Raw genomic sequence first — 19,971 nt, 5'->3', positions numbered from 1 at the left:
GCCAGCTCCTCCGCACGCAGTGCCGGCAGCTGGCCGTGGACCACCAGGTGGGAGCGGTAGTCGACCCGGTCCAGGCTCTCCAGGCCGGCGAACAGCACCGGCCGTCCGAACCAGACGACGGGTGCGGGGAAGCCGCTCACCCGTCCTGCCGCCGGCGTCCGAACCCGATGCCGGCCAGGCCCGGCCCGACGGTCATGCCCCGCGCTGCGGCCAGGCCCGGCCCGACGGCCAGGCCCGGTGCTGCGGCCAGGCCCGACCCCGCAGCCAGGCCCGGCCCGACGGCCGGCCCCGGCCCCGTGGCCACCGGACCGCTCGGGGCGGTGACCTCGGGGCCCGCGGCCGGCCGCAGGCGCGGGGCGCTGACCTCGCGCGCGTCGGCCTCCGGCCCGAGCGGCCGGACCGGGGTCGGGCGCCGGCCGGAGCGGTCCTGGAGGACCAGCCTGAGCGTGAGCGCGACGACCACGCCCACGACGGCCACGCCGTACAGCAGCACCACCCAGGAGGCCGCGAGCCGGCCCGACTGCAGTCCGTGGACCAGGCCCGCGCCCCAGGCCGGGTACGAGCAGAGGTGGACGACCCGCCACCGGCGCACGTCACCCGAGCGGGCGAGCCGCCCGCGGACCGCCCCGGCGAGCGCCACCGCGGGGAACAGGTAGCCGGCGACGGTTCCCAGTCCGAAGAGCACCGGTCGGGCCGGGTCGGCGAACGGCACGAAGGCCGCGAGCGCGCCGATCTGTCCGACGATCAGCTTCATCCAGACGTGCAGGACCAGGAAGACGACGCCGGCGACGCCCATCGCACGGTGGACGGTCTGCGCGACGAGCCGATGGGCCGGCCGCAGGATCAGCCGGTCGGTCGCCACCAGCCCCCACAGGACCGCGGAGGTGAACGACACGAGTGCGAGCACCCCGACGGCGTACGTCAGGAACGACTGAAGAGCGGAGTTGACGACGATGGCCGTCACAGCCAGGCCCGCCGCCAGCGGCGGCAGGAGCGACCACGGGCCCCGCCGTTCGCGGCCGCCCCGCGCGGTGGGCCGGTCGCCCTCGGCCGCCGCACGCGCCCGGCCGGTCCGCTCGACGCCCCGCGGCACCGGGCCGAACCGCCGTGACCGCCGCCGCTGCCCTCTCACCATTGCTGAGCCCTCCGGCCTCGTCCTGAACCTGCTGTCGAATCGGCTGCCGGGATCCCGGCGGGGCCGGTCACCCGCAGCGACGCCCCTGGTTGATGCAGCCGACCATCTGGTCCAGCAGGCCCTTGTTCATGTCGTTGATGAAGTCACCGTGATCGGTGATCGGGTTGTGCAGTTGCTCGGGGAAGCTGTCGACGGCGTACCGGACCCCGACCGGCACGTCGTAGGCGATGCGCTCGACCAGCTGGGGGATCGCCCGGAAGTTCTTCGGGCACGCGCCCGAGGTGTTGGAGAAGGCGGTGTGGGTCCGGTGGTTGGCGCTGTCGATGTTCTTGCCGTCCCAGCAGTCCGGGAACTTCAGCGTCCGGACGACCCTGCTCCCCTGCGGGCAGATCGGGTACTTGTCGACGACCTGGCGGTTCTCGAAGCCGGTGCAGCTCCACGACGCCCGGACGTTCGCCGGCCCGTTGGTGAGGGCCTTGGCGTCGCCGGTGATGATGCGCAGGAACCGGGTCATCGGCTGCACCGGGTTGCCGGCGCTGGAGGTGTACGTGATGTCCGCCTCGGCCGGGACGAGGATCCGCCCCACGTTCCGGTCCTTGCCGCCGCCGGGAGCCTTGGCGTCCTTCTCGTTGGTGCCGTCGAAGACCCGCAGCACGGGCCAGTAGTACGCCGACTGGTCCCCGTTCGAGCAGGTGGTGCCCGCGGCGGCGAGCTTGGCGTTGGAGGAGAACGCGTCCGTGGCCAGGTTCCCCACGTAGTCGTGCATGTGGTGCGCCCCGTTGCTCACGCCAGGGGCGACGATCACGTTGTCGGGGTTGAGGTGGCGGTTCTCGTTGCGCCCGCACTCGGACGTGAAGGAGCCGGTGGCCGACCCCTTCCGGACGGGTGCCGGGACGTTCGGGGAGACGTTGCGGATGTCGACGAACCCGCGTTTGGGGAGGGACTTCGACGGCGCGGCCGCCTTGCTCCGGGCGAGGGCCCCGCCCTCACCGTCGGCGCTGTACCCCTTGGCCGAGTCCTCGACCACCAGATCGTGCCGGACCACGCACTTCGCCATCCCCGAGAGGTCCTGGGGCAGGCCGGAGTCCGGGCCGGCGCTGCCCGACAGCTTCTTCAGGGTCTCCGCGCGCTTGTCGGCGAGGTCGCCCAGGACGCGGGACTCGTTGTCGCCCGAGCGGGGCGCGGACAGCCGGTCGTACGCGTCCGCCACCTGGACGTCGAGCTCGGCGAGGTTCTTGTCCACCTCGTCCTGGGAGGCCTCCGGCACCTCGTTCAGGGCCACCCCGGCGTCGGCGCAGGCGACGGTGCCGACCCGCGGGGACGCCGACGCCCCACCGCGGGCACGCTCGCCGGCGAAGGCCATCACCGCGGTCGTCCCGACCGCGCCCGTACCCAGGACCACCGCCAACAGCAGGGCACTGGCCCTTCGCCTCGACGTGCCACGTTTATGAGACTTCACGTTCTTCACACTCCTCAGATCGTCGTCCAGCGGTCGCGGTCCGGCGGTCGCGGTCCAGCGGTCGCGGTCTAACGGGTCGGCCCGGGGGGCGCCGACAGGCTGCTCGCCGACGGAGCGGCGGGAGCGGCCGACGGCGCGGCGAGCTTGTCGAACTTGACGAGCCGGGTGTCCTCCAGGACGTTCATGTGGTCGAGCACCGTGCTGTTGGCCGTGTTCGCCAGCTCCCGGACGGTGGAGTTCTGGGTGCCGGCGCGCACCTGGGCCACCACGGCGAACACCTGGCCGTGGGCGCTGCGCAGGATGTTCGCGAAGAGTTCGTCGAACTCCCCGCCCTGCGCGGCGTCCAACTGCCGGAGCCAGCCCTGCTGTTGGGCCGAGGGCTCGGTGGGCACGTCCAGGCTCAGGATCCGGGCGGCGGTCAGCACCGCCTTGTCGAGGTCGGTGTGGCCCTGGACCAGGTGCTGGCCGGCCGTCCTGACCTCGGCGCTGGTGCCCTTCTCCAGGGCCATCCGGCCCGCGGGGATCTCCCACAGTCCGGCCAGCCGCACCCGTTTGACGAAGTCGCGGTCGAGGGCGGTGAGCGGCCCGGTGGGCGTCTGCACGACCGTCTGGTCGTCGCTCACCGGGGCGCTGCGGTAGGCACCGACGGACTTCGTCACCGGGTACACCAGGGCCGCCGCGGTGAGGACCATCGCGACGATGATCAGGAGAGTGGCGAACGACCTCGGCAGGCGACTCACCACGGGCAGGCCGTAGCCTGCCGTTCCCGGCCTGTTCTTCTTCCTCATGGCTGACACGGGGGGGGCTCCTCCTCCTACGCACCCGGAGGATCAGGGCCACGCGCGCCGGCTGCACCGGGTGCCTGCGGAGCCGGCGCGGAATCGGTCTCGGCGTCGGCGGGCCTCGGCGGGCGGGTCTCAGCGCCCGTTCGTCCGGACGTTCCGCCCGGGCCCCGACGCCTGGAGCAGGGGGGTCCGGAGCAGCGACCGCATCCCGGCTCTGCGGCGCAGGCGCGCGTACTCGGCCGCCATCATCTGGATCTTCAGCGCCAGCAGGAGCTCGAACCTGGCCCGGGGGTCGCGCAGGCCCCGGCCGAAGATCTTCTCCAGGTCGTGCAGCCGGTTCCGGACGGCCTGCGGGTTGATCCGCAGCGCGCGGGCGGCCTGGAGCGTACTTCCGCCCTCCAGCCAGGCGAGCAGCGTCTCCTCCGTCCACTCCCGCTGCTGCGGCGTCATGTCGGCCAGGCGCCCCAGCCACTTGGCCGACAGGTGGCCCGCCAGCAGCGGGTCCTGGAACAGCAGGAGCATCGCCAGGTGGTCGTCGACGAAGTGGATCCCGCCGGAGGCGCCCTGCGGCACCATCGCCAGCAGCCGGCGGGCCCAGCCGAGCGAGACCACCGCGTCCTCGGCCGGCACGACCGGCCCCACCACGGCGGTCCGGCCCTCCAGCCAGAGGGCGAGCACTCGGGACATGCCCGGCAGCGGGTCGGGGATCAGCAGGTAGGGCAGGGTCCCCTTGGTACCGGCGACGACCTCTGCCCCGGAGAGCCCGGACGGCGGTGCCCCCGGCGACGAGTACAGCGCCACCGCCCGGGCCGTGGTCGGCTCGGCCCGCCGCACCCGGCCACCGTGCGGGCCGTGGGGGCCGTGCGGCCGGTAGGTGCTCCGACCGGTGCCGGCCCGTCCCCCTGTGACCCCGCGGCATGCCGCGTCGTCGCGGTCCGCCCATGCTTCCCGCATGGCGACACCCCTCTCTCTCGACACCGTCGACCCAACCGGGCCGGACACGTTGAGAGATGGGCCGCCGGAGGTTTCGTCCCGCCGCGTTATCGATCCGTTATCTTCTGCGCGACACCCGCGCCCCCCGCCCGCCGCCGGAGGCCCCGCCCTGCAAGGGCCGCAGGTGCACGCACCAATGATCGCCCGACTGCCCGTCGACACAGCACACTTGACCATCCCTCAGCCCCACAAATCCCTCACAACCACGCACCCGCCCCCGTCCATCCCATCTGACACACCATCACATCCACACGATCACAGACGGCTTCACCGCGATCAGGAGAGTTCACCGCCCGAGCAACGGAGAACCGGGTCGGGTCCCCGAACCGACGAACACCGTTCCACCCCCGCACTTGTGCCGACCGAACAGGTATTCTCCCGATTGCTTGTAGGCCGGAAGCCTGTCGCAATGAAGCTCAGGCCCAAGTTGCCCTGCACCACATCCACGCGATCGGGGCCGTGATGCGACTCAACCTGAACCAACTGGCGATCTTCGCGAAGGTCATCGAATGTGGTGGGTTCTCCGCGGCGGCCCAGGTGCTGTTCCTGAGCCAGTCCTCGGTCTCCAAGCAGGTGCAGAACCTGGAGACGTCCCTACGGACCGTCCTGGTCGACCGCTCGGGCCCGAAGATCCGCCCCACCCCGGCCGGACGGGTCCTGCTCGCCCAGACCAAGGAGATGCTGGCCCTGGCCGATCACGCCGTGGGCGCCGTCCAGGCGGCCGCCCGCTGGCCGATCGAGCGCCTCGTGGTCGGCAGCACCACCGCGGTCGGCGACTACCTGCTGCCGGCCGTGATGCGGGAGCTGCGGCGCCGCGAACCCGACGGACTGTTCACCGTGGTCGTCAACAGCCCCGAATGCCTGGCCGGCGCGCTCGAACAGGGCCGGATCGGCGTCGGCGTGGCCGACGGCCCGCTGCCCCCGGGCCGGTACGAGTCGCAGCAACTCGCCAGCGACGACATGGTGCTGATCTGCGCACCCGACCACCCGCTGGCCGGGCGGGAGGTCACGCCCGCCGAGCTCTCCGCCGAGTCCTTCCTCCTCCTCGAACCGGGCTCCCAGACCCGACGGCAACTGCTGGAGCTCCTGCACACCTGGGACTTCGTCGGCACCCGCACCCTCGACCTCTGGGGCACGGAGAGCATCCGGGAAGCCGTCCGCATCGGCCTCGGCATCAGCCTGGTCCCCCGGCGCTCCGTCCGTTTCGAGCTCCTGCACGGCGTCCTCGCCGAACTCCACACCCACCCCGGCCCGGCTCCCCGCACCGTCACCGCCAACTGGACCCTCGCCCGCCCGCTCTCCACCTACGAGGAACTCCTCCTCTCCCTCCTCCACGAAGTCGCCCGCCCCGCCGAACTCATCACCGACTGACCCACCGGAAGCCCCGGGCGCAGCGGTGGCGGCGCGCGCCGTCCTCATCGAATCCTCAGGCTGGCTCGCCAAGACTCCGTGCCGTACCAGTTGGCCCAGACGGACGGGGACAGGGACGTGCGGCAGATCTTCCGGACCACCGATGACACGCTCGGCACGAGCGGCCGCACGCCCGACGCCCCGCGGCGAGGGCGGTCCGCCGGCCTCCCCCACCGGCGCCGCGCCGCCGCGCTGGCCCTGGCCGCACTGGGTTTCGTTCCGCTCGTCGGCTGCGCCCCGGCCGCGTTGCAGGCCTTCGTTCCGCAGTGCTCGCCGACCTCGGCTGCCGCGAGTGGCCCACCGGCCCGCTCGAGCCGCTCGGGGTGTCCGCCGACCGCCTGCCGCAGGCCCTCCTGGGCGGCGCTGCCGGCGATTCGGCGCTGCCGTACCAGGACTCCCAGCACCCCGACGACCGGTGCCCCGACGCCCGACTGCCGAACGGGCGAGTGTCGGACGGTCGTCGTCGGTCCCTGGAACTGACCGGCCCGCTCGTACTGGAGGGACCCTCGTGACCGATCACGGCCGTCGGGCAGCGCCCGTGGCAACCGACCGGATCGCCGGCTGGATCACCGACCTCATCGCCAACCCGGTCGCCGGCCGGACGGCCTTCGTGCGCAGCCGGCGCGCCCGAGGGCCGCGCCCGGCCGGTCGGACGGAAGCCGTTCACCCGACCGAACACGGGGGCCCGGTGGTCCTCTGCACGCTCCGGTCGGCCGTGGCCGCGGTGCCACGAGGGTCGGTGACCGTCCGGGTGCCGCATCGGCTGCCGCCGGTCGCGGTCGGCCCGGGCCCGCTGGAGCGGGTAGTGGCCGCGATGGTGGCGACCGCGGCGCGGCGCACCCCGCCGGGAGCCCGGATGCTGGTCCGGGCGGACGCGGTCGCCGGCGAGCCCGGGATCCCGGGCGTGGTGGAGATCCGGGTGGCGGACCGCGGGCCGGACCTGGCGGGCGAGGCGAAGTCCTGGCTGCTCGCCGGACCGGACGGTTCGGCCGACGGTCTGTCGGCGGCCGTCCGGCAGCTCACCGCGGCCGGGGGCGGCCGGCTCACCGTCGAGGACAACCCCGCGGGAGGCCTGGTGCTCGTGCTCCGGCTCCCGACGGCGGCGCACGGGTGAGCACCGCCGGACCGGGCCCGGGCCGTCCTCATCAAAACCTCAGCATGGTGGCGGAAGACTCTCCTCCCGTGGCGCGCGGCCCTATCCCCCCGGGGGCTGCGCGCCCCTTCCCCGGGGTCACCGAACGTGCGGGGTGTCCGGCGGGATGTCCCTCCCGTTCGGTGACCGTCCCCAGCCTGCCCGCCCCGCCGAGAGAGCCCCAGATGTCCGTAGACCGAACCGAGACCGCCGCGCCCACCGCGTTCCAGCCGCTGACCGCCGACGACCCCGCCACGGTCGGCGGCTACCGGCTGTTCGCGCGGCTGGGAGCCGGCGGCATGGGGCGGGTGTACCTCTCGTACACGCGCGGCGGCCGGCCGGTGGCCCTCAAGGTGGTCCGGCCCGAGCTCGCGGAGTACCCCGAGTTCCGGGAGCGGTTCGCCCAGGAGGTCGCCAGCGCGCGCCTGATCCACGGGCTCTACACCGCCCAGGTCGTCGACGCCGGGGTGGACGACGCCGTCCCCTGGCTCGCCACCGCCTACGTCCCCGGTCCCTCGCTCCACGAAGTGGTCAAGCACAACGGGCCACTGGCCGAGCCGACCGTCCTGCTCCTCATGGCCGGCATCGCCGAAGCGCTCCAGGCGATCCACGCGGCCGGTGTCGTCCACCGCGACCTCAAGCCCGCCAACGTCCTGCTGGCCGCCGACGGCCCCCGGGTGATCGACTTCGGCATCGCCCGCGCCGCCGAGGCCGTCACCCTCACCAGTACCGGGCTGCGCGTCGGCTCGCCCGGCTTCATGGCCCCGGAACAGGCCCTCGGCCTGCCCGCCACGCCCGCCACCGACCTCTTCGCCCTCGGCGCCCTGGCCGCCCACATCGCCGGCGGCGCGCCTCCCTTCGGCGGCGGTTCGGATTCCAGTGCCCTGTACCGGGCGATCCACGAGGAGCCGGACCTCTCCCGCGTCCCCGCCTCCCTGCACGGTCTCATCGGCTGGTGTCTGGCGAAGCAGGCCGAGGACCGCCCGACCACCTCCCAGGTGATCGAGGCCGTCCACGCCCACCCCGCACTCATCGGGGACCTGCGCTTCGCCGACGGCTGGCTTCCCGCGCAGGTGAACGCCGAGATCGCCCGGCGCAGCGACCTCCCCCGGGCTCCCTCCGAGGCGCAGACGGTCCTCATCCCCGCGCCCCCGCTGCACGACGGGGCGACGGCGCTGGCACCCGTCCCCACCATGCTGGACCCCGGCGGGCCGGCCCCCGGGATGCCGGAGCCCGGGGCCGCTGCTGCTCCGGAGCCCGCACCCCGCGCGGGTCGTGGCCCGGACCGCCGCGGCTCCCTCCGCCGGACCGCGCTGATCGCCGTCGTCGCCCTCGCCCTCGGCATCGCCGGCACCCTCCTCCTGCACAGGCCCGACCAGGGCCACCCGGCCACCACCGACCTCACCGCGGAAACCGCCACCGACCAGGAGGACCCGCCCACCTCCCCCACCCCGTCGGCCGCCGCGCCCGGCTACACCGCCGTGTACACCGGCACCACCCTCGTCTCGGCCGACCACACCTACGAGTTCGACCTCACGAAGGGCAAGGTCGTACCGGAGGAGACCGCGTCCTGGTTCATCTCCAGGACCTCGAACGAGTTCGTCCTCCCCGACAACAACGACGCCTACGTCGGCCCGGACAACCGCCTGGGGCCCGCCGACTGCCTCAAGGGCCTGGGCGGCCGGCCCGCCCCCCAGCTCGGCTTCGCCGCCCTCACCGGCCGCGCCTTCTGCGTCCGCGGGGACGACGGCCACGACCTGGCCATCGTCCGGCTGCTCTCCGCCGCCCAGGGCGACGGACCGGTCAAGGTCTCGATCGACCGCTACCGCCGGAACGGCTGACGGCCGGCGGCCACGCCCCTCCGGTGTTCACGGCCGCTTGCGGACCGGGACGCGCAGCACGAAGCGCGCCCCGCCGCGGGCGCCGCCGGTGACGGTGAGCGAGCCGCCGTGCGCATGGGCCACCCAGGCGGCGATGGACAGCCCGAGCCCGCTCGATCCCTTGCCGCTGCGGAAGCGCTCGAAGAGCGAACGCACCTGGTCCGGCGGGATGCCGGGCCCGGCGTCGTCGACGGCCACGGTCCCGTCCGCGGTCACGGTGACCTCGATGTCGGCGGCCTCGCCGGGCGCGTGGCCGTGTGCCAGCGCGTTGTCGAGCAGGTTGCCGACCGCCCGCCGCAGCAGCCCGGGATCGGCGAGGACCACCACCGGCTCGGTCCGGACGGTCACCCGGTGCCCCTCGGCGGGGGCGTCGGAGACGGCGGCCTCGACGAGCTGGTCGAGCCGGAGGGGCTCGACGTCGAGTTCGACCACGCCGGCCATCAGCCGGGCACGGGTGAGCAGTCCGTCGACCAGGTCGCCCATCCGGGTCGACAGGCGCAGGGTGCGTTCCAGGACCTCGGTGCTGTCGGCCTCGCCGCGCAGGCCGGTCTCGGCGAGCAGGCGCAGCGAGGCGGCCGGGGTGCGGAGGTCGTGGGCGGCGTCGGCGAGGAACGCCTCCTGCTGGTCGAGTGCGGTGAGCGCGGGGCGGACGGCCCGTCCGGCCAGCAGCCGGCCGGAGAGCGCGGACAGGGCGATCAGCACCGCGCAGGCGACCGCGACCTCCAGGGTCAACTGGTCGTGCGCGGCCTCGTCCTCGGAGACGTCGACGGCCGCGACGACCACGCCCTCGGGCGACTCCGCGTCCGCGGGGCCCCCGAAGGGCTGGGCGAACAGCCGCACCGGGTGGCCGTTGTCGGCGCGCGCGGTGGCCTGGGCGGAGTCCGAGCTGCCGGCGTCCCGTGCCACCGCCTGGAGCGGGCCGGCCGGCACGGCGACGCAGGGCCGGTGCGGCCGCGCGGTGATGGTCAGCCGGTCCGGTGGGCCGGTCAGCAGGGTGACGGCCGGGCAGTCGTACCCGCCCTCCTTGGGGTCCGGGTACTCCAGCTCGCCGTTCTCCCCGGTGCCCAAGCCGGCGGCGGTCTCCCGGGCCCGTGCGGTGAGCTCGGTGTCGACCTTCCCGCGCCAGGCGGCGTCGTCGGCCCGGACGGTCAGGACGGCCATGCCGATCAGGGCGGCGGCGCTGGTGAGGGTGAACAGCAGGGTGATCCGCAGTCGCAGCCGACGGATCCGCCCGGCCGGGGTCGGCGGTCTCACTGCGGGGGCTCCAGCCGGTAGCCGACCCCCCGCACGGTGTGGACGATCGGCGGGTCGCCGAGTTTGCGGCGCAGCTGGGAGACCAGCACCTCGACGACGTTGGAGTTCGGCTCGGTCAGTTCGTCCCAGCAGCTCTCGATCAGGTCCACGCGGCGCACCGCCTCGCCGGGGCGGGCGGCCAGCATCTCCAGGACCGCGAACTCCTTGACGGTCAGCGACAGCAGCACACCGTCCCGGTGCACCGTGCGGCGGGCCGTGTCGACCTCCAGGCCGCCGCAGCGGTGGACCGGGGACCGGGACACCTCCGCCCGGCGGCACAGGCTGCGCACCCGGGCCACCAGCTCCGGTACCGCGAACGGCTTGACCAGGTAGTCGTCCCCGCCGGTGGCGAAGCCCTCGACCCGGTCGGCGACCGTGTCGCGGGCGGTGAGGAACAGCACCGGGACGGTCCGGCCGTCCCGCCGCATGCGCTGCACGTACTCGGCGGAGTCACCGGACGGCAGCATGCGGTCGAACACGACACAGCTGTACTCGGTCACGAACAGCGCCTCGTCAGCGGCCGGCAGATCGGCCGCCACGTCGACCGCCAGCCCCCCACCGCGCAGCGCCGCCGCGACAGCGAACCGCAGATCCTCATCGTCCTCGACCACCAGTACACGCACAGCGGGCATGGTATCCACCGGTTCATACCGATCTTTCGGGGGCATCCGGGGCGGCGCGGCCCGCGGACGCGGCGCTCTCCCGTGGGGGATGAGGAGAGCGCCGTCGTCCACCCACCCAGCGTCGCCCAACCAACCTGAGGATTTGATGAGGCAGCCGGGCACTGCAGAAGACCGGCGGAGGTTTCGCGCCCGCCTCCGCCGGGGCGGGGCGTCAGTCCGCGGAGTCGATGTGGACCGCCGCTTGCTGGTCGATCGTGGCCGCCCAGCGTTCCGCCCAGTCGGCGAGGGGGTGCAGGGCGTGGCGCGCCTCCTGCCCCAGCGGGGTGAGCTCGTACCGGCTGTCCGGCAGCTGGTGAACCACCTGGGCATCCAGCAGTTCGGCCAGGCGCTGCCGCATCACGCTGGAGGACATGTCGTCGCACTGCTTCTGCAAGGGGCGGAATCCGAGCGGACCTCCGCGAAGCTCCCACAGGATGCGCAGACTCCACCGCCGCCCGAACAGATCGAGTGCGGCCATGAGCGGGCGGCCGGTGGTCGAGCCGCGAACAGGCTTGCCAGGTCTGGGTGTTGCCATGTCGGGATGTCCAGCTCTCCAGGGTTGATGCTTCGAATTCCGACACGCTAGCATCGGTGGACGCTTCGGAAATCGAAGCAGAGGGGGCTGTGCCGGCCCAGCGGAACTTCAGTGCTGCCCCGTCCGCGGTGGCGGCCCACCATGCTCAACGTCCACGCAGAGCTGGAGAACCAGATGACCATGACCGAGTTCCCCTCGGCGGCAGCACGGGCCGCCGCCGCTGCCGCCCTGGCCGAGGACGCGTCGGGGAGGGACATCACCACCGCGTGGAGCGTTCCCGAGGGCCTGGCGGCCACCGCCGAGATCCGCACCCGGCAGAGCGGCATCGCCGCCGGCCTCCCCGTGGTCGCCGAGGTCTTCGCGCAGGTCGACCCCGAGGTGAAGGTCGAGCCGGCCGTCGCCGACGGCGCCCGACTGGCCGACGGCCACGTCCTGGTGCACCTGTCCGGTCCGGCCCGCAGCCTGATCACCGGGGAGCGCACGGCGCTGAACCTGTTGCAGCGCATGTGCGGCATCGCGACGCTGACCGACCGCTACGTCCGAGCGGTGGCAGGGACCAGGGCGCGCATCCTGGACACCCGCAAGACGGCGCCGGGCCTGCGCGCCCTGGACAAGTACGCGGTCACCGCCGGCGGCGGCCACAACCACCGCCTCGATCTGGCGGCGATGGTCCTGCTCAAGGAGAACCACATCGCCGCAGCGGGCGGGGTGACCGCCGCGATCGAGGCGGTCCGGCGCGGGATGGCGCGCACCGGGCAGACCGTGGAGAGCGATGTCGAGGTGCAGACCGTCGCCCAGGCCGTCGAGGCCCTCGACGCCGGAGCCCGCTGGATCATGCTCGACAACATGTCGATGGCCGACATCGAGCAGGTCGTGCAGCTCCGGTCCGAACGGGCCGACGCCTCCCGGATCCTGCTGGAGGCCTCGGGCACCGTCCGCCTGGACAGCGTTCGCGCCATCGCCGGGACGGGCGTCGACCTCATCTCGGTCGGGGCGCTGACCCACAGCGCGCCCGCACTGGACCTGACCATGCTGCTGACCACCGGCCCGGCGCCGTGCCCGAGGTAGCGATCGTCGACGTGTGTCAGCGAGACGGCGCGGGTGGCAGCCCGACCGCCGTTCTGGATGATGCGCCGTTCACCGACGAGGAACGATGCCGCGTTCCCACGGAGTTGGGAACATCGCACGCCGTCTTCCTCCACCCGACCGGAATCGAGCGGGGTCGGCCCTCCTACGCGCTGCGGTTCTTCACCGCCCAGGGCGAACTGCCCGCCTGCGGCCACGGCACCGTCGCCGCCCTCGCCGTGCTCGCCGAACGGGCAGGCGGCGACCACCACCACCGCGTTGTCCTGCGCACGGCCCACCGCGGCTTCGACGGTCGGGCCGGCCGAAACGGTGACGGCCTGACGGCATCGTTCGACCCGGGCCCGGTCAGCCTGCGTAACACCGGACGAGCCGAACTGAGCGCAGTCGCAGCCGGCCTCGGACTGACGGAGGACGCGGTCGCCGGGGACGCCTGCGTGGCGTCGAACGGGCGGCCGAGGCTTCTGCTGCCCGTCCGGTCCCGCGCCGCGCTGGCCGAACTCACACCGGACTTCGCCCTGTTGCGCGCAGTCTGCGACCGCTACGGCCTGCTGGGCTGCTACGCCTACTCGCCCCCGGACCGACACGGCCGAGCAGCGGCCCGGATGTTCGCCCCGTCGATCGGCGTCCCCGAGGACATCGCCAACGCCAACAGCACGGCCTGCCTGGCAGCGCATGCTGCCGGGTTCGGCACCCACCGCCTCACCGTCGACATGGGTGACCACCTCGGCAGCCCGTCCACCATCACGGCGACCGTCCACCGCGACCGCACGGGACACCGGATCCGGGTCGGCGGCCAGGCGGCGATCGTGCGCACGGTCGTGCGCTGAGCTGAGGCCTGCGCGCGCTCAAGGCCGGTCGGGGTCACCTGCCGAGGAATACCGCCCACGGGCTGCCGGCCGGCGCGGCCAGGATGAGGCGATGTTCGGGCCGCCGCCCTTCCGGCGAGCCGGTCATCGACTCGACCGGTCCTGGCTCGGCGCGCCGGTCGGGACCGCGGTCGGGTCGGGCTCGGGCGAGCGTTGGCGGGCGAGCGCGAGGCCGGTCACCGTCGTGATCGCCATCGCGGCGATGCCGACCAGCGCTGCCGTGGTGTAGGCGCCGTCGTTCGGGAAGAGCCGGCCGGTGTCGGTACCGGCGGCCAGCACCAGGCCGCCCATCGCGCTGCCCAGGGAGTACCCGACGCTGCGGACGACGTAGTTGAAGCTCATGGCGCTCGACGTCTCACTCCTGGGGGTGACGGCCAGGATGACGCCGGGCATGGCGGCCGAGAAGCTGCCGACACCCAAGCCCAGCACGCCCATGGCTGCGAACAGTTCGGCCAGGTTCGACCGGGCCGCCGCGAAGAGGACGAACCCGCCACCGACGACGACGGCGCTGCCGGCCAGGAGCGAGGGGGCGTCGATCCGTTCGCTGACCCGAGGCGTGAGCTTGCCGGCCACGAACCCCAGTACGGAGAACGGGACGAGGACCAGCCCGGCGACGAAGGTGGTCAGCCCGAAGCCGTAGCCGGCGCCGTGCGGTGTCTGTGCGTACCGGGTGATGAGCGTGAGCAGGAGGTACATGCCGAACCCGCCGACGAACATGGCGATGTTCGCGCCGGCGACCGCCGGGTGCCGTACCGCCCGGACATCGACCAGGGGCGTCTCACTGCGCAGTTCCGAGGCCGTCCAGACGCAGAGCAGGAGCACGGCGACGACGGCGAGGACCACCGCCACGGCGAGGTGACGGCTCCACAGACCCGTCTCGCCGGCGAGGAACAGGACGAGGAACAGACCACCCGCCAGGACGAGCGCGCTCGCCACGTCCACGCGAGCGGCGCGGCCTTCGGGAGCTGCGGGCACGGAGCGCCACGCGGTCAGGAGAGCGCCGGCGGTGACGAACAGACCGAGGCCGTAGGCGGCCCGCACCCCGCCGAACTCGGCGAGCAGCCCGGCGAGCGGGTAACCGACGCCGGCCCCGATGATCGAGACCACCGAGATCAGGGCGATCGTGGCCGCGCTGCGCCGCTCGGGAAGATGGTCACGGGCCACGCCCATCATCAGCGCCGTCAGACCGAGCCCGACGCCTTGCGCCGCCCTGCCGACGAGCAGCCACGCGAACGGCAGCGGCAGCACGGTGAGCACACTGCCGGCGACGACGACCGCCAGCGTGGCGAGGATCGTGGCCCGTCGGTGCGGGCCGGCTCCGAGCCGGCCGAGGACGGGCGTGGCGACGGCGCCGCTCAGCAGCGCGATGGTCAGGGTCCACTGCGCGCTGTCGAGCGAGACGTGGAACGTGGTCGCCACGCTGGTGATGAGCGGCGTCCCGAGGCTGCCGACTGCCGCCACGACCAGGGCGATGAACATCAGGGAGGCGACCAGCAGCCGCGCCTCGGCGTGCTCCGGAGTACGAGTCCCCGCGACCTTGCCGAGTAACCCCCCGGTCACTGGTTCGACCCTTCTCGATCTCGGCTGTCGAGCACCGCCAGATGCCGCAGCGCCGGAAGGGCCGCCACCAGTGCCTCGACCTCGTCGTCGGTGAGTTCGTCGATCAACCCCACGAACGCACGGACGCCCGCCTGGCGCCGCGCCTGGACGTAGGACGTGCCGGCCTCGGTCAGACACACCAGCGTGACCCGCTTGTCGGACGGGTCGCCTCTGCGCTCGACCAGCCCGGATTCCTCCATCACCTTGACCAGGACGGTCATCGCGGGCTGGGTGACACCCTCACTCGCGGCCAGATCCGTGATGCGTCGCGGGCCGGTTCTCTCCAAGGTGGCCAGGGTGGCGGCGGACGTGAGGCTCAGGTCACGCGGAAGGCGCCGCACGGCCCTGGTGGCCAGTCCGTAGAGGGCGGACCCGATGTCAGCGGAAGCGCCACGAGCGGCGTCTTGACGGCTCATGCTCGAAGCATAGCAACTTTATATGAATCCTTTATGCAAATCCCGCTGAAGCAGTCCCGCCGTACTGATCGGTACTCCGACACCGGGGCCCGTGGAGTGGGAAGTCGGACCGGCCGACTTCCCACTTCCAGGCTCCGAAGGGTCAGCCCGCCAGTTGCGGCGTGGCGGTGTCGCCTGCCCGGTGGTCGAGGCGGCCGGTCACCGCGATCACGCCGTCCACGCCCCGGCACAGCCGCTCCACGACGGCGGGCAGGCTCCGGTGCTCGACGGTGCCGCTGAGGGTCACCTGTCCGTCGTGGACCTGGACGTCGACACTGTCCGGCGCGATGCCCAGGGTGCGGGAGAGGATGTCGCCACGGATCTCCCCGCGGATCGCCTGGTCGTGGCGGAGGAAGACCCGCAGGAGGTCGGCGCGGCTGACGACGCCGATCAGGCGGCCGGCCTCGTCGGTCACCACGAGGCGCTTGACGCCCTTGTGCCGCATGACCCGGGCGGCCTCCACCACGGTCCACTCGGGGCGGGCGCACACGGCCGGGCTGGTCATCAGGCCTTCGGCGGTCGTGGCATGGCTCCTGGCCCGGTCGGGGGCCGACAGCCGGGGGGTGGGCAGCAGTCCTGCGGGGTCCTCCCGGGACGCCTCGTTGAGCAGCAGGTCGGCCTCGGAGACCAGGCCGAGCGGCCGGTCCTGTTCGTCGAGGACGGGCACGGAGGTGATGTCGTGTTCGGCGAGCAGTCGGACGATCTCCTTGAAGCCCGTGTCGGGCCGCACGTGCACGACGGCGGAGGTCATCAGCTCTCCCACGATCCGGTGTCGCATGGTCGGACTTCCTTTCGGGTGCGGGGACCCCAGCGCGGGGTGCTCCAACCATCCGCGCCCGGGCCGTCACGGCGAAGGGCCCAAGGGGTCACCGTGCCGGGACTTTCAGCCCGCTCTCCCCCGCGCAGCCCGCGCTCCCCCGCTCGGACCACAACCGGGCCGACCGCCCCACCGGCCGGGGCCGTGGGTCCCTGGTCCTGGAACGGACGGTGCGGTGCACTGGCCCGGCCGGGCCCGGCCGGGCCCGGCCGACCTGGCGCGGCGATCGTGCCCCACCCCGGAGGTGCCCGGAATGGCCCACGACGGGCCGGCGATAGAGCTGGCCGCACTGAGCAAGAACTACGGGCGCAAGGTCGGCGTCGACCGGCTCGACCTCACCGTCGAGCAGGGCGAGGTGTTCGGGTTCCTCGGTCCCAACGGAGCCGGGAAGACCACCACCATCCGCTGCCTGACGGGCCTGCTGCGGCCCAGCGGCGGCCGGGTCCGGGTGCTGGGTCTCGACCCGGTCGCCGACCACCGGCGGCTCGCCCCGCGCCTCGGCTACCTGCCGGGCGAACTGCGGCTCTACCCGGAACTGACGGGAGAGCAGACCCTGCGGCTGCTGGGCGACCTCCAGGATGCCCCGACGACCCGCCGCCGGGAACTCTGCGAGCGCCTGGGGCTGACCACCGCCGACCTGGGCCGCCCGGTCCGGGAGTACTCGCGTGGCATGAAGCAGAAGCTCGGCCTGGTGCAGGCGTTCCAGCACGATCCGGAGCTGGTGGTGCTGGACGAGCCCACCGAGGGGCTGGACCCGCTGGTGCAGGAGGCCTTCTTCGCACTGCTCGGGGATGCGGCCGCGGCCGGACGCACCGTGCTGCTGTCCAGCCACGTCCTGCCCGAGGTGCAACGGGTCTGCCGCCGGGTGGCGATCGTCCGGGCCGGGAAGCTGGTCGCCGTGCGGGCGGTGGCGGCGCTGCGGGAGGAACGTGCCCGGCGGGTGCGGCTGCTGCTGCCGGACGGGCAGGGCGGACGGGACCTCGGTCGGGCCGAGCGGTGGTCCCCGCAGTGGCACGGCCACGAGGTCCGACTGCTGGTACCACCGCACGAGCTGGTCGCCGAACTGCGGGAGATTCTGGCCGAGTTGCCGGTGCTGGACCTCTCCGTGGAGGAGGCCGGGCTGGACGAGGCGTTCCTCGACCTGTACCGCCGCCCCGTCGAGGAAGCGCAGGTGCGGTCATGAGAGCGCGGTTCCCCCTGTTCTGGATGGTTCTGCACCGGCGCCGGCGGATGCTGGCGGGTCTCGTGGCGGGCATGGTGGTGTTCGAGGCCCTGATCGTGCTCGTCGCCCGCGCGGTGCCGCCGGTACAGCTGTTCACCAGCGTCGGCCGGGGCGTCCCGGACTCGTTGAAGGCGTTCTCCGGCTCGACGGGCGACGTGTCCGTCGCGAGCTACCCCGGCCTGCTCGGCGCCGGCCTGGTGCACCCGTTCTGGATCGCCATGCAGCTGACGGCCGTCGGCGCGCTCGCGGCCGCCGCCGTGGCGGCCGACGTCGAGGCGGGCACCGTCGAGCTGCTGATGGTGCGCCCGGTCTCGCGGCTGAGGCTGCTGGGCGAGCGGGCCGCCGCCGTGTTCGCGGCCTCGCTGGCGCTCAACGCGGCCGCCACGCTGGCCGTCGCGGGAGGCGTCGCACTGTCCCCCACGATCCATCAGGTCGTGCCGCTGCGCGGCGTGCTCGCGGCCGGCGTCCTGGGGTTCGCGTTCACGCTCGCCCTGACCGGCCCCGCCCTGGCCGTCTCGGCCGCGGCCCGTCGGCGGGCCCCCGTGATCGGGGCCACCATCGCGCTGGGCGCGGTCGGGTTCGCCGTCAACTTCGTCGCGATGGCCTGGCACCGGGCGGCGCCGTTGCGCTACCTCAGCCCGTTCCACTACTACACACCGGGCGACGCCCTCGCCCACGGCACCCTCCCCTGGGGCCCGCTCACCGTACTCCTGGCCGTCGGCGTCGCCGGCCTGGGCACCGCCGCCCCGCTGCTGCTCCGCCGGGACCTGGCACCGTGACGGCGTGATCCCGCACCCGCCCACCGGGCCGCAGGACCCCGGGCGGCCGGGACCGTCGATCCCCGAGGGGTGACCAACGGCCCACAGACCCCGGCACCCCACCGGCCCGAAGCTGCTACCACCGGCCCCACCGGGGCCGGGCGCGCCGGGTTGGCGACCACCGCTGGCCGATCGTCAACCCGGCTGCGCAGAGCGAGAGTTCAGGAGACCGTGATGGCCAAGGCGTATCTCGTCGGAAGCGGCATCGCCGCGCTGTCCGCAGCCGCGTTCCTCATCCGCGACGGCGGCTTCAAGGGCGGTGACATCCACCTGTTCGAGGAGCAGGGGGAGGTCGGCGGGAGCCTGGACGCCGGCGGCACCCCCGAGGCGGGCTACACGATGCGTGGCGGCCGGATGTTCGAGGCCCAGTTCCGCTGCACGTACGACCTGCTGGCGGGCATCCCGTCCCTGGACGACCCCGCCACGTCGGCCACCCAGGACATCCTCGACTCCCACGAGGAGTCCCCGTGGGACGACGCGGCCCGCCTGGTGCGCCGGGGCGGGGTCATCGTCGACGGGCACACCATGGGCTTCTCCGAGCGCCACCGGCTCGAACTGGTCAAGTGCCTGGCCACACCGGAGCGGATGCTGGACGGCAAGCGGATCACCGACTGCTTCGCCGAGGACTTCTTCACCACCGACTTCTGGTACATGTGGTGCACCACCTTCGCCTTCGAGCCCTGGCACAGCGCGATCGAGTTCCGCCGCTACCTGCGGCGCTTCGTCCACCTGTTCCCGGAGTTCGAGACCATGTCCGGGATCTACCGCACCCGCTACAACCAGTACGACTCGATCGTGCGCCCCCTGACGGCGTGGCTGCTGGAGCAGGGCGTCACCGTCCACACCGGCCGCCGGGTCGCCGACCTCGCCTTCCGGCCCGGCGAGGCCACCACGGTCGAGCGGATCAACTTCGGCGGCGGTCACGCCGACATCCCGGTCGAACCGGACGACCTGGTCTTCGTCACCAACGGTTCGATGACCGCCGACTCCGCCCTCGGCTCGCACACCCAGGCCCCGCCCGCCCCGCACACCGGGCGGAGCCCCGGCTCCTGGCTGCTGTGGCACCGGATCGCCCGGGGCCGCCAGGACTTCGGCAGGCCCTCGGTCTTCGACGGCAGCATCCGGGACTCCACCTGGGAGTCCTTCACGGTCACCGCCAAGGACCCGGCGTTCCTCGACTGGATGGAGAAGTTCACCGGCCGCGCCACCGGCCGCGGCGGCCTGCTGACCCTCCCCGACTCGCCCTGGCTGCTCACCGTCGTGATCAACCGCCAGCCGGTCTACCAGCAGCAGCCCGAGGGCGTCTCGGTGTGGTGGGGCTACGGCCTCTTCCCCGACAAGCCCGGCGAGTTCGTCAAGAAGCCGATGTCCGAGTGCACCGGCGAGGAGATCCTCCAGGAGGTCCTGCACCACCTCACCGTCGACGCGCGGACCGCCGAGCTGGTCGCGGACACCTCCACCGTCGTCCCCTGCCTGATGCCCTACATCACCAGCCAGTTCCTCGTCCGCAGCCACGGCGACCGCCCGCAGGTCGTGCCGAAGGGCTCCACCAATCTCGCCTTCATCGGCCAGTACGCCGAGGTCCCCGACGACGTCGTGTTCACCGTCGAGTACTCGGTGCGCACCGCCTGGACCGCCGTCGCCCGGCTCCTGAAGCTCGACAAGCAGCCGCCGGCCGTCCACAAGGGCCACCACGACCCGCACGTGCTGGTCCAGGCCCTGCAGACCATGCACCGCAAGTAACCCGACCCGCGGCGGGCGGGGGGGGGCCCCCCCCCCCCCCCCCCCCGCCCCCCCCCCCCCCCCCCCCCCCCCCCCCCCCCC

Annotated in this window: 18 protein-coding genes; 8 read left to right on the top strand and 10 right to left on the bottom strand. The window is 73.4% G+C overall.

From position 1 onward, the window contains the following. Positions 1 to 136: 136 nt before the first annotated feature. The 4 genes from ABTY15_RS37700 to ABTY15_RS37685 form a co-directional block, all read right to left on the bottom strand. Positions 137 to 1,135 (bottom strand): ferric reductase-like transmembrane domain-containing protein, encoded by a 999-nt coding sequence (locus tag ABTY15_RS37700; protein ID WP_350606309.1) that lies wholly within the window; start codon positions 1,133 to 1,135, stop codon positions 137 to 139. 67 nt (positions 1,136 to 1,202) lie between these two features. Then, positions 1,203 to 2,594: a DUF1996 domain-containing protein gene (locus ABTY15_RS37695; protein ID WP_350606306.1), complete on the bottom strand. Its 1,392-nt coding sequence runs from the start codon at positions 2,592 to 2,594 to the stop codon at positions 1,203 to 1,205. 68 nt (positions 2,595 to 2,662) lie between these two features. Continuing rightward, positions 2,663 to 3,382 carry a DUF4142 domain-containing protein gene (locus ABTY15_RS37690; protein ID WP_350606318.1) on the bottom strand — a complete coding sequence of 240 codons (720 nt, stop codon included), beginning with the start codon at positions 3,380 to 3,382 and terminating at the stop codon, positions 2,663 to 2,665. Between the two features lie 129 nt (positions 3,383 to 3,511). Further along, positions 3,512 to 4,213, bottom strand: coding sequence for a helix-turn-helix domain-containing protein (locus tag ABTY15_RS37685; protein WP_350606303.1), 702 nt, complete (start codon positions 4,211 to 4,213; stop codon positions 3,512 to 3,514). A 621-nt stretch (positions 4,214 to 4,834) separates the two neighbouring features. Here ABTY15_RS37685 and ABTY15_RS37680 point away from each other — a divergent pair. From ABTY15_RS37680 to ABTY15_RS37670, 3 genes are all read left to right on the top strand, one after another. Further along, positions 4,835 to 5,743 carry a LysR family transcriptional regulator gene (locus tag ABTY15_RS37680; protein ID WP_350606299.1) on the top strand — a complete coding sequence of 303 codons (909 nt, stop codon included), beginning with the start codon at positions 4,835 to 4,837 and terminating at the stop codon, positions 5,741 to 5,743. A 577-nt stretch (positions 5,744 to 6,320) separates the two neighbouring features. Next, positions 6,321 to 6,896, top strand: a complete 576-nt coding sequence (locus ABTY15_RS37675; RefSeq protein ID WP_350606295.1) for a histidine kinase — start codon at positions 6,321 to 6,323, stop codon at positions 6,894 to 6,896. A gap of 203 nt (positions 6,897 to 7,099) precedes the next feature. Beyond that, a complete protein-coding gene (locus tag ABTY15_RS37670; RefSeq protein WP_350606293.1) occupies positions 7,100 to 8,755 on the top strand; it encodes a serine/threonine-protein kinase in 1,656 nt (551 codons plus the stop codon). A gap of 27 nt (positions 8,756 to 8,782) precedes the next feature. Here the strand turns inward: ABTY15_RS37670 and ABTY15_RS37665 are convergent, their stop codons facing one another. The 3 genes from ABTY15_RS37665 to ABTY15_RS37655 form a co-directional block, all read right to left on the bottom strand. Further along, a complete protein-coding gene (locus ABTY15_RS37665) occupies positions 8,783 to 10,048 on the bottom strand; it encodes a sensor histidine kinase (RefSeq protein WP_350606291.1) in 1,266 nt (421 codons plus the stop codon). Next, positions 10,045 to 10,710, bottom strand: coding sequence for a response regulator transcription factor (locus ABTY15_RS37660; RefSeq protein WP_350606288.1), 666 nt, complete (start codon positions 10,708 to 10,710; stop codon positions 10,045 to 10,047). Before ABTY15_RS37660 ends, ABTY15_RS37665 begins: the two co-directional genes overlap by 4 nt. Before the next feature lie 211 nt (positions 10,711 to 10,921). Further along, complete coding sequence (locus ABTY15_RS37655) at positions 10,922 to 11,227, bottom strand: winged helix-turn-helix transcriptional regulator (RefSeq protein ID WP_350606287.1); 306 nt, start codon at positions 11,225 to 11,227, stop codon at positions 10,922 to 10,924. A gap of 198 nt (positions 11,228 to 11,425) precedes the next feature. Here ABTY15_RS37655 and nadC point away from each other — a divergent pair, with 198 nt between their 5' ends. After that, positions 11,426 to 12,352 (top strand): carboxylating nicotinate-nucleotide diphosphorylase, encoded by a 927-nt coding sequence (nadC, locus tag ABTY15_RS37650; protein WP_350606285.1) that lies wholly within the window; start codon positions 11,426 to 11,428, stop codon positions 12,350 to 12,352. Beyond that, the gene (locus ABTY15_RS37645; RefSeq protein WP_350606282.1) at positions 12,340 to 13,197 is read left to right on the top strand and encodes a PhzF family phenazine biosynthesis protein; all 858 of its coding nucleotides are present in this window, start codon (positions 12,340 to 12,342) and stop codon (positions 13,195 to 13,197) included. The genes nadC and ABTY15_RS37645 overlap by 13 nt, the downstream gene beginning before the upstream one ends. 123 nt (positions 13,198 to 13,320) lie before the next feature. Here the strand turns inward: ABTY15_RS37645 and ABTY15_RS37640 are convergent, their stop codons facing one another. From ABTY15_RS37640 to ABTY15_RS37630, 3 genes are all read right to left on the bottom strand, one after another. Then, positions 13,321 to 14,715: an MFS transporter gene (locus ABTY15_RS37640; RefSeq protein WP_350606315.1), complete on the bottom strand. Its 1,395-nt coding sequence runs from the start codon at positions 14,713 to 14,715 to the stop codon at positions 13,321 to 13,323. Between the two features lie 77 nt (positions 14,716 to 14,792). Further along, entirely contained in the window at positions 14,793 to 15,251 is a 459-nt protein-coding gene (locus tag ABTY15_RS37635; RefSeq protein ID WP_350606280.1) for a MarR family winged helix-turn-helix transcriptional regulator, read from the bottom strand. Positions 15,252 to 15,393: 142 nt separating this feature from the next. Next, positions 15,394 to 16,068 carry a CBS domain-containing protein gene (locus ABTY15_RS37630; protein ID WP_350606278.1) on the bottom strand — a complete coding sequence of 225 codons (675 nt, stop codon included), beginning with the start codon at positions 16,066 to 16,068 and terminating at the stop codon, positions 15,394 to 15,396. Between the two features lie 292 nt (positions 16,069 to 16,360). On the opposite strand from ABTY15_RS37630, the gene ABTY15_RS37625 reads away from it, so the two are divergent. The 3 genes from ABTY15_RS37625 (at position 16,361) to ABTY15_RS37615 (ending at position 19,890) form a co-directional block, all read left to right on the top strand. Further along, complete coding sequence (locus ABTY15_RS37625; protein ID WP_350606276.1) at positions 16,361 to 17,290, top strand: ABC transporter ATP-binding protein; 930 nt, start codon at positions 16,361 to 16,363, stop codon at positions 17,288 to 17,290. Beyond that, the gene (locus ABTY15_RS37620; protein WP_350606272.1) at positions 17,287 to 18,108 is read left to right on the top strand and encodes an ABC transporter permease subunit; all 822 of its coding nucleotides are present in this window, start codon (positions 17,287 to 17,289) and stop codon (positions 18,106 to 18,108) included. Before ABTY15_RS37625 ends, ABTY15_RS37620 begins: the two co-directional genes overlap by 4 nt. Before the next feature lie 183 nt (positions 18,109 to 18,291). Further along, on the top strand, positions 18,292 to 19,890 hold the full coding sequence (locus ABTY15_RS37615) for an oleate hydratase (RefSeq protein WP_350606312.1): 1,599 nt from the start codon (positions 18,292 to 18,294) through the stop codon (positions 19,888 to 19,890). Positions 19,891 to 19,971 lie beyond the last annotated feature (81 nt).

The organism is Kitasatospora sp. NPDC097643 (assembly GCF_040302625.1).
Taxonomy (GTDB): Bacteria; Actinomycetota; Actinomycetes; order Streptomycetales; family Streptomycetaceae; genus Kitasatospora.
The sequence above is the reverse complement of the archived record's forward strand: the minus strand, read 5'-3'. Positions and strand labels throughout refer to the sequence as shown.

Bases quoted from the DNA above. Each gene is read 5' to 3' on its own strand.
- ABTY15_RS37700 (WP_350606309.1), bottom strand. From the start codon at position 1,135: ATGGTGAGAGGGCAGCGGCGGCGGTCACGGCGGTTCGGCCCGGTGCCG.
- ABTY15_RS37690 (WP_350606318.1), bottom strand. From the start codon at position 3,382: ATGAGGAAGAAGAACAGGCCGGGAACGGCAGGCTACGGCCTGCCCGTG.
- ABTY15_RS37680 (WP_350606299.1), top strand. From the start codon at position 4,835: ATGCGACTCAACCTGAACCAACTGGCGATCTTCGCGAAGGTCATCGAA.
- ABTY15_RS37670 (WP_350606293.1), top strand. From the start codon at position 7,100: ATGTCCGTAGACCGAACCGAGACCGCCGCGCCCACCGCGTTCCAGCCG.
- ABTY15_RS37655 (WP_350606287.1), bottom strand. From the start codon at position 11,227: ATGGCCGCACTCGATCTGTTCGGGCGGCGGTGGAGTCTGCGCATCCTG.
- nadC (WP_350606285.1), top strand. From the start codon at position 11,426: ATGCTCAACGTCCACGCAGAGCTGGAGAACCAGATGACCATGACCGAG.
- ABTY15_RS37640 (WP_350606315.1), bottom strand. From the start codon at position 14,715: ATGTTCATCGCCCTGGTCGTGGCGGCAGTCGGCAGCCTCGGGACGCCG.
- ABTY15_RS37635 (WP_350606280.1), bottom strand. From the start codon at position 15,251: ATGAGCCGTCAAGACGCCGCTCGTGGCGCTTCCGCTGACATCGGGTCC.
- ABTY15_RS37630 (WP_350606278.1), bottom strand. From the start codon at position 16,068: ATGCGACACCGGATCGTGGGAGAGCTGATGACCTCCGCCGTCGTGCAC.
- ABTY15_RS37625 (WP_350606276.1), top strand. From the start codon at position 16,361: ATGGCCCACGACGGGCCGGCGATAGAGCTGGCCGCACTGAGCAAGAAC.
- ABTY15_RS37620 (WP_350606272.1), top strand. From the start codon at position 17,287: ATGAGAGCGCGGTTCCCCCTGTTCTGGATGGTTCTGCACCGGCGCCGG.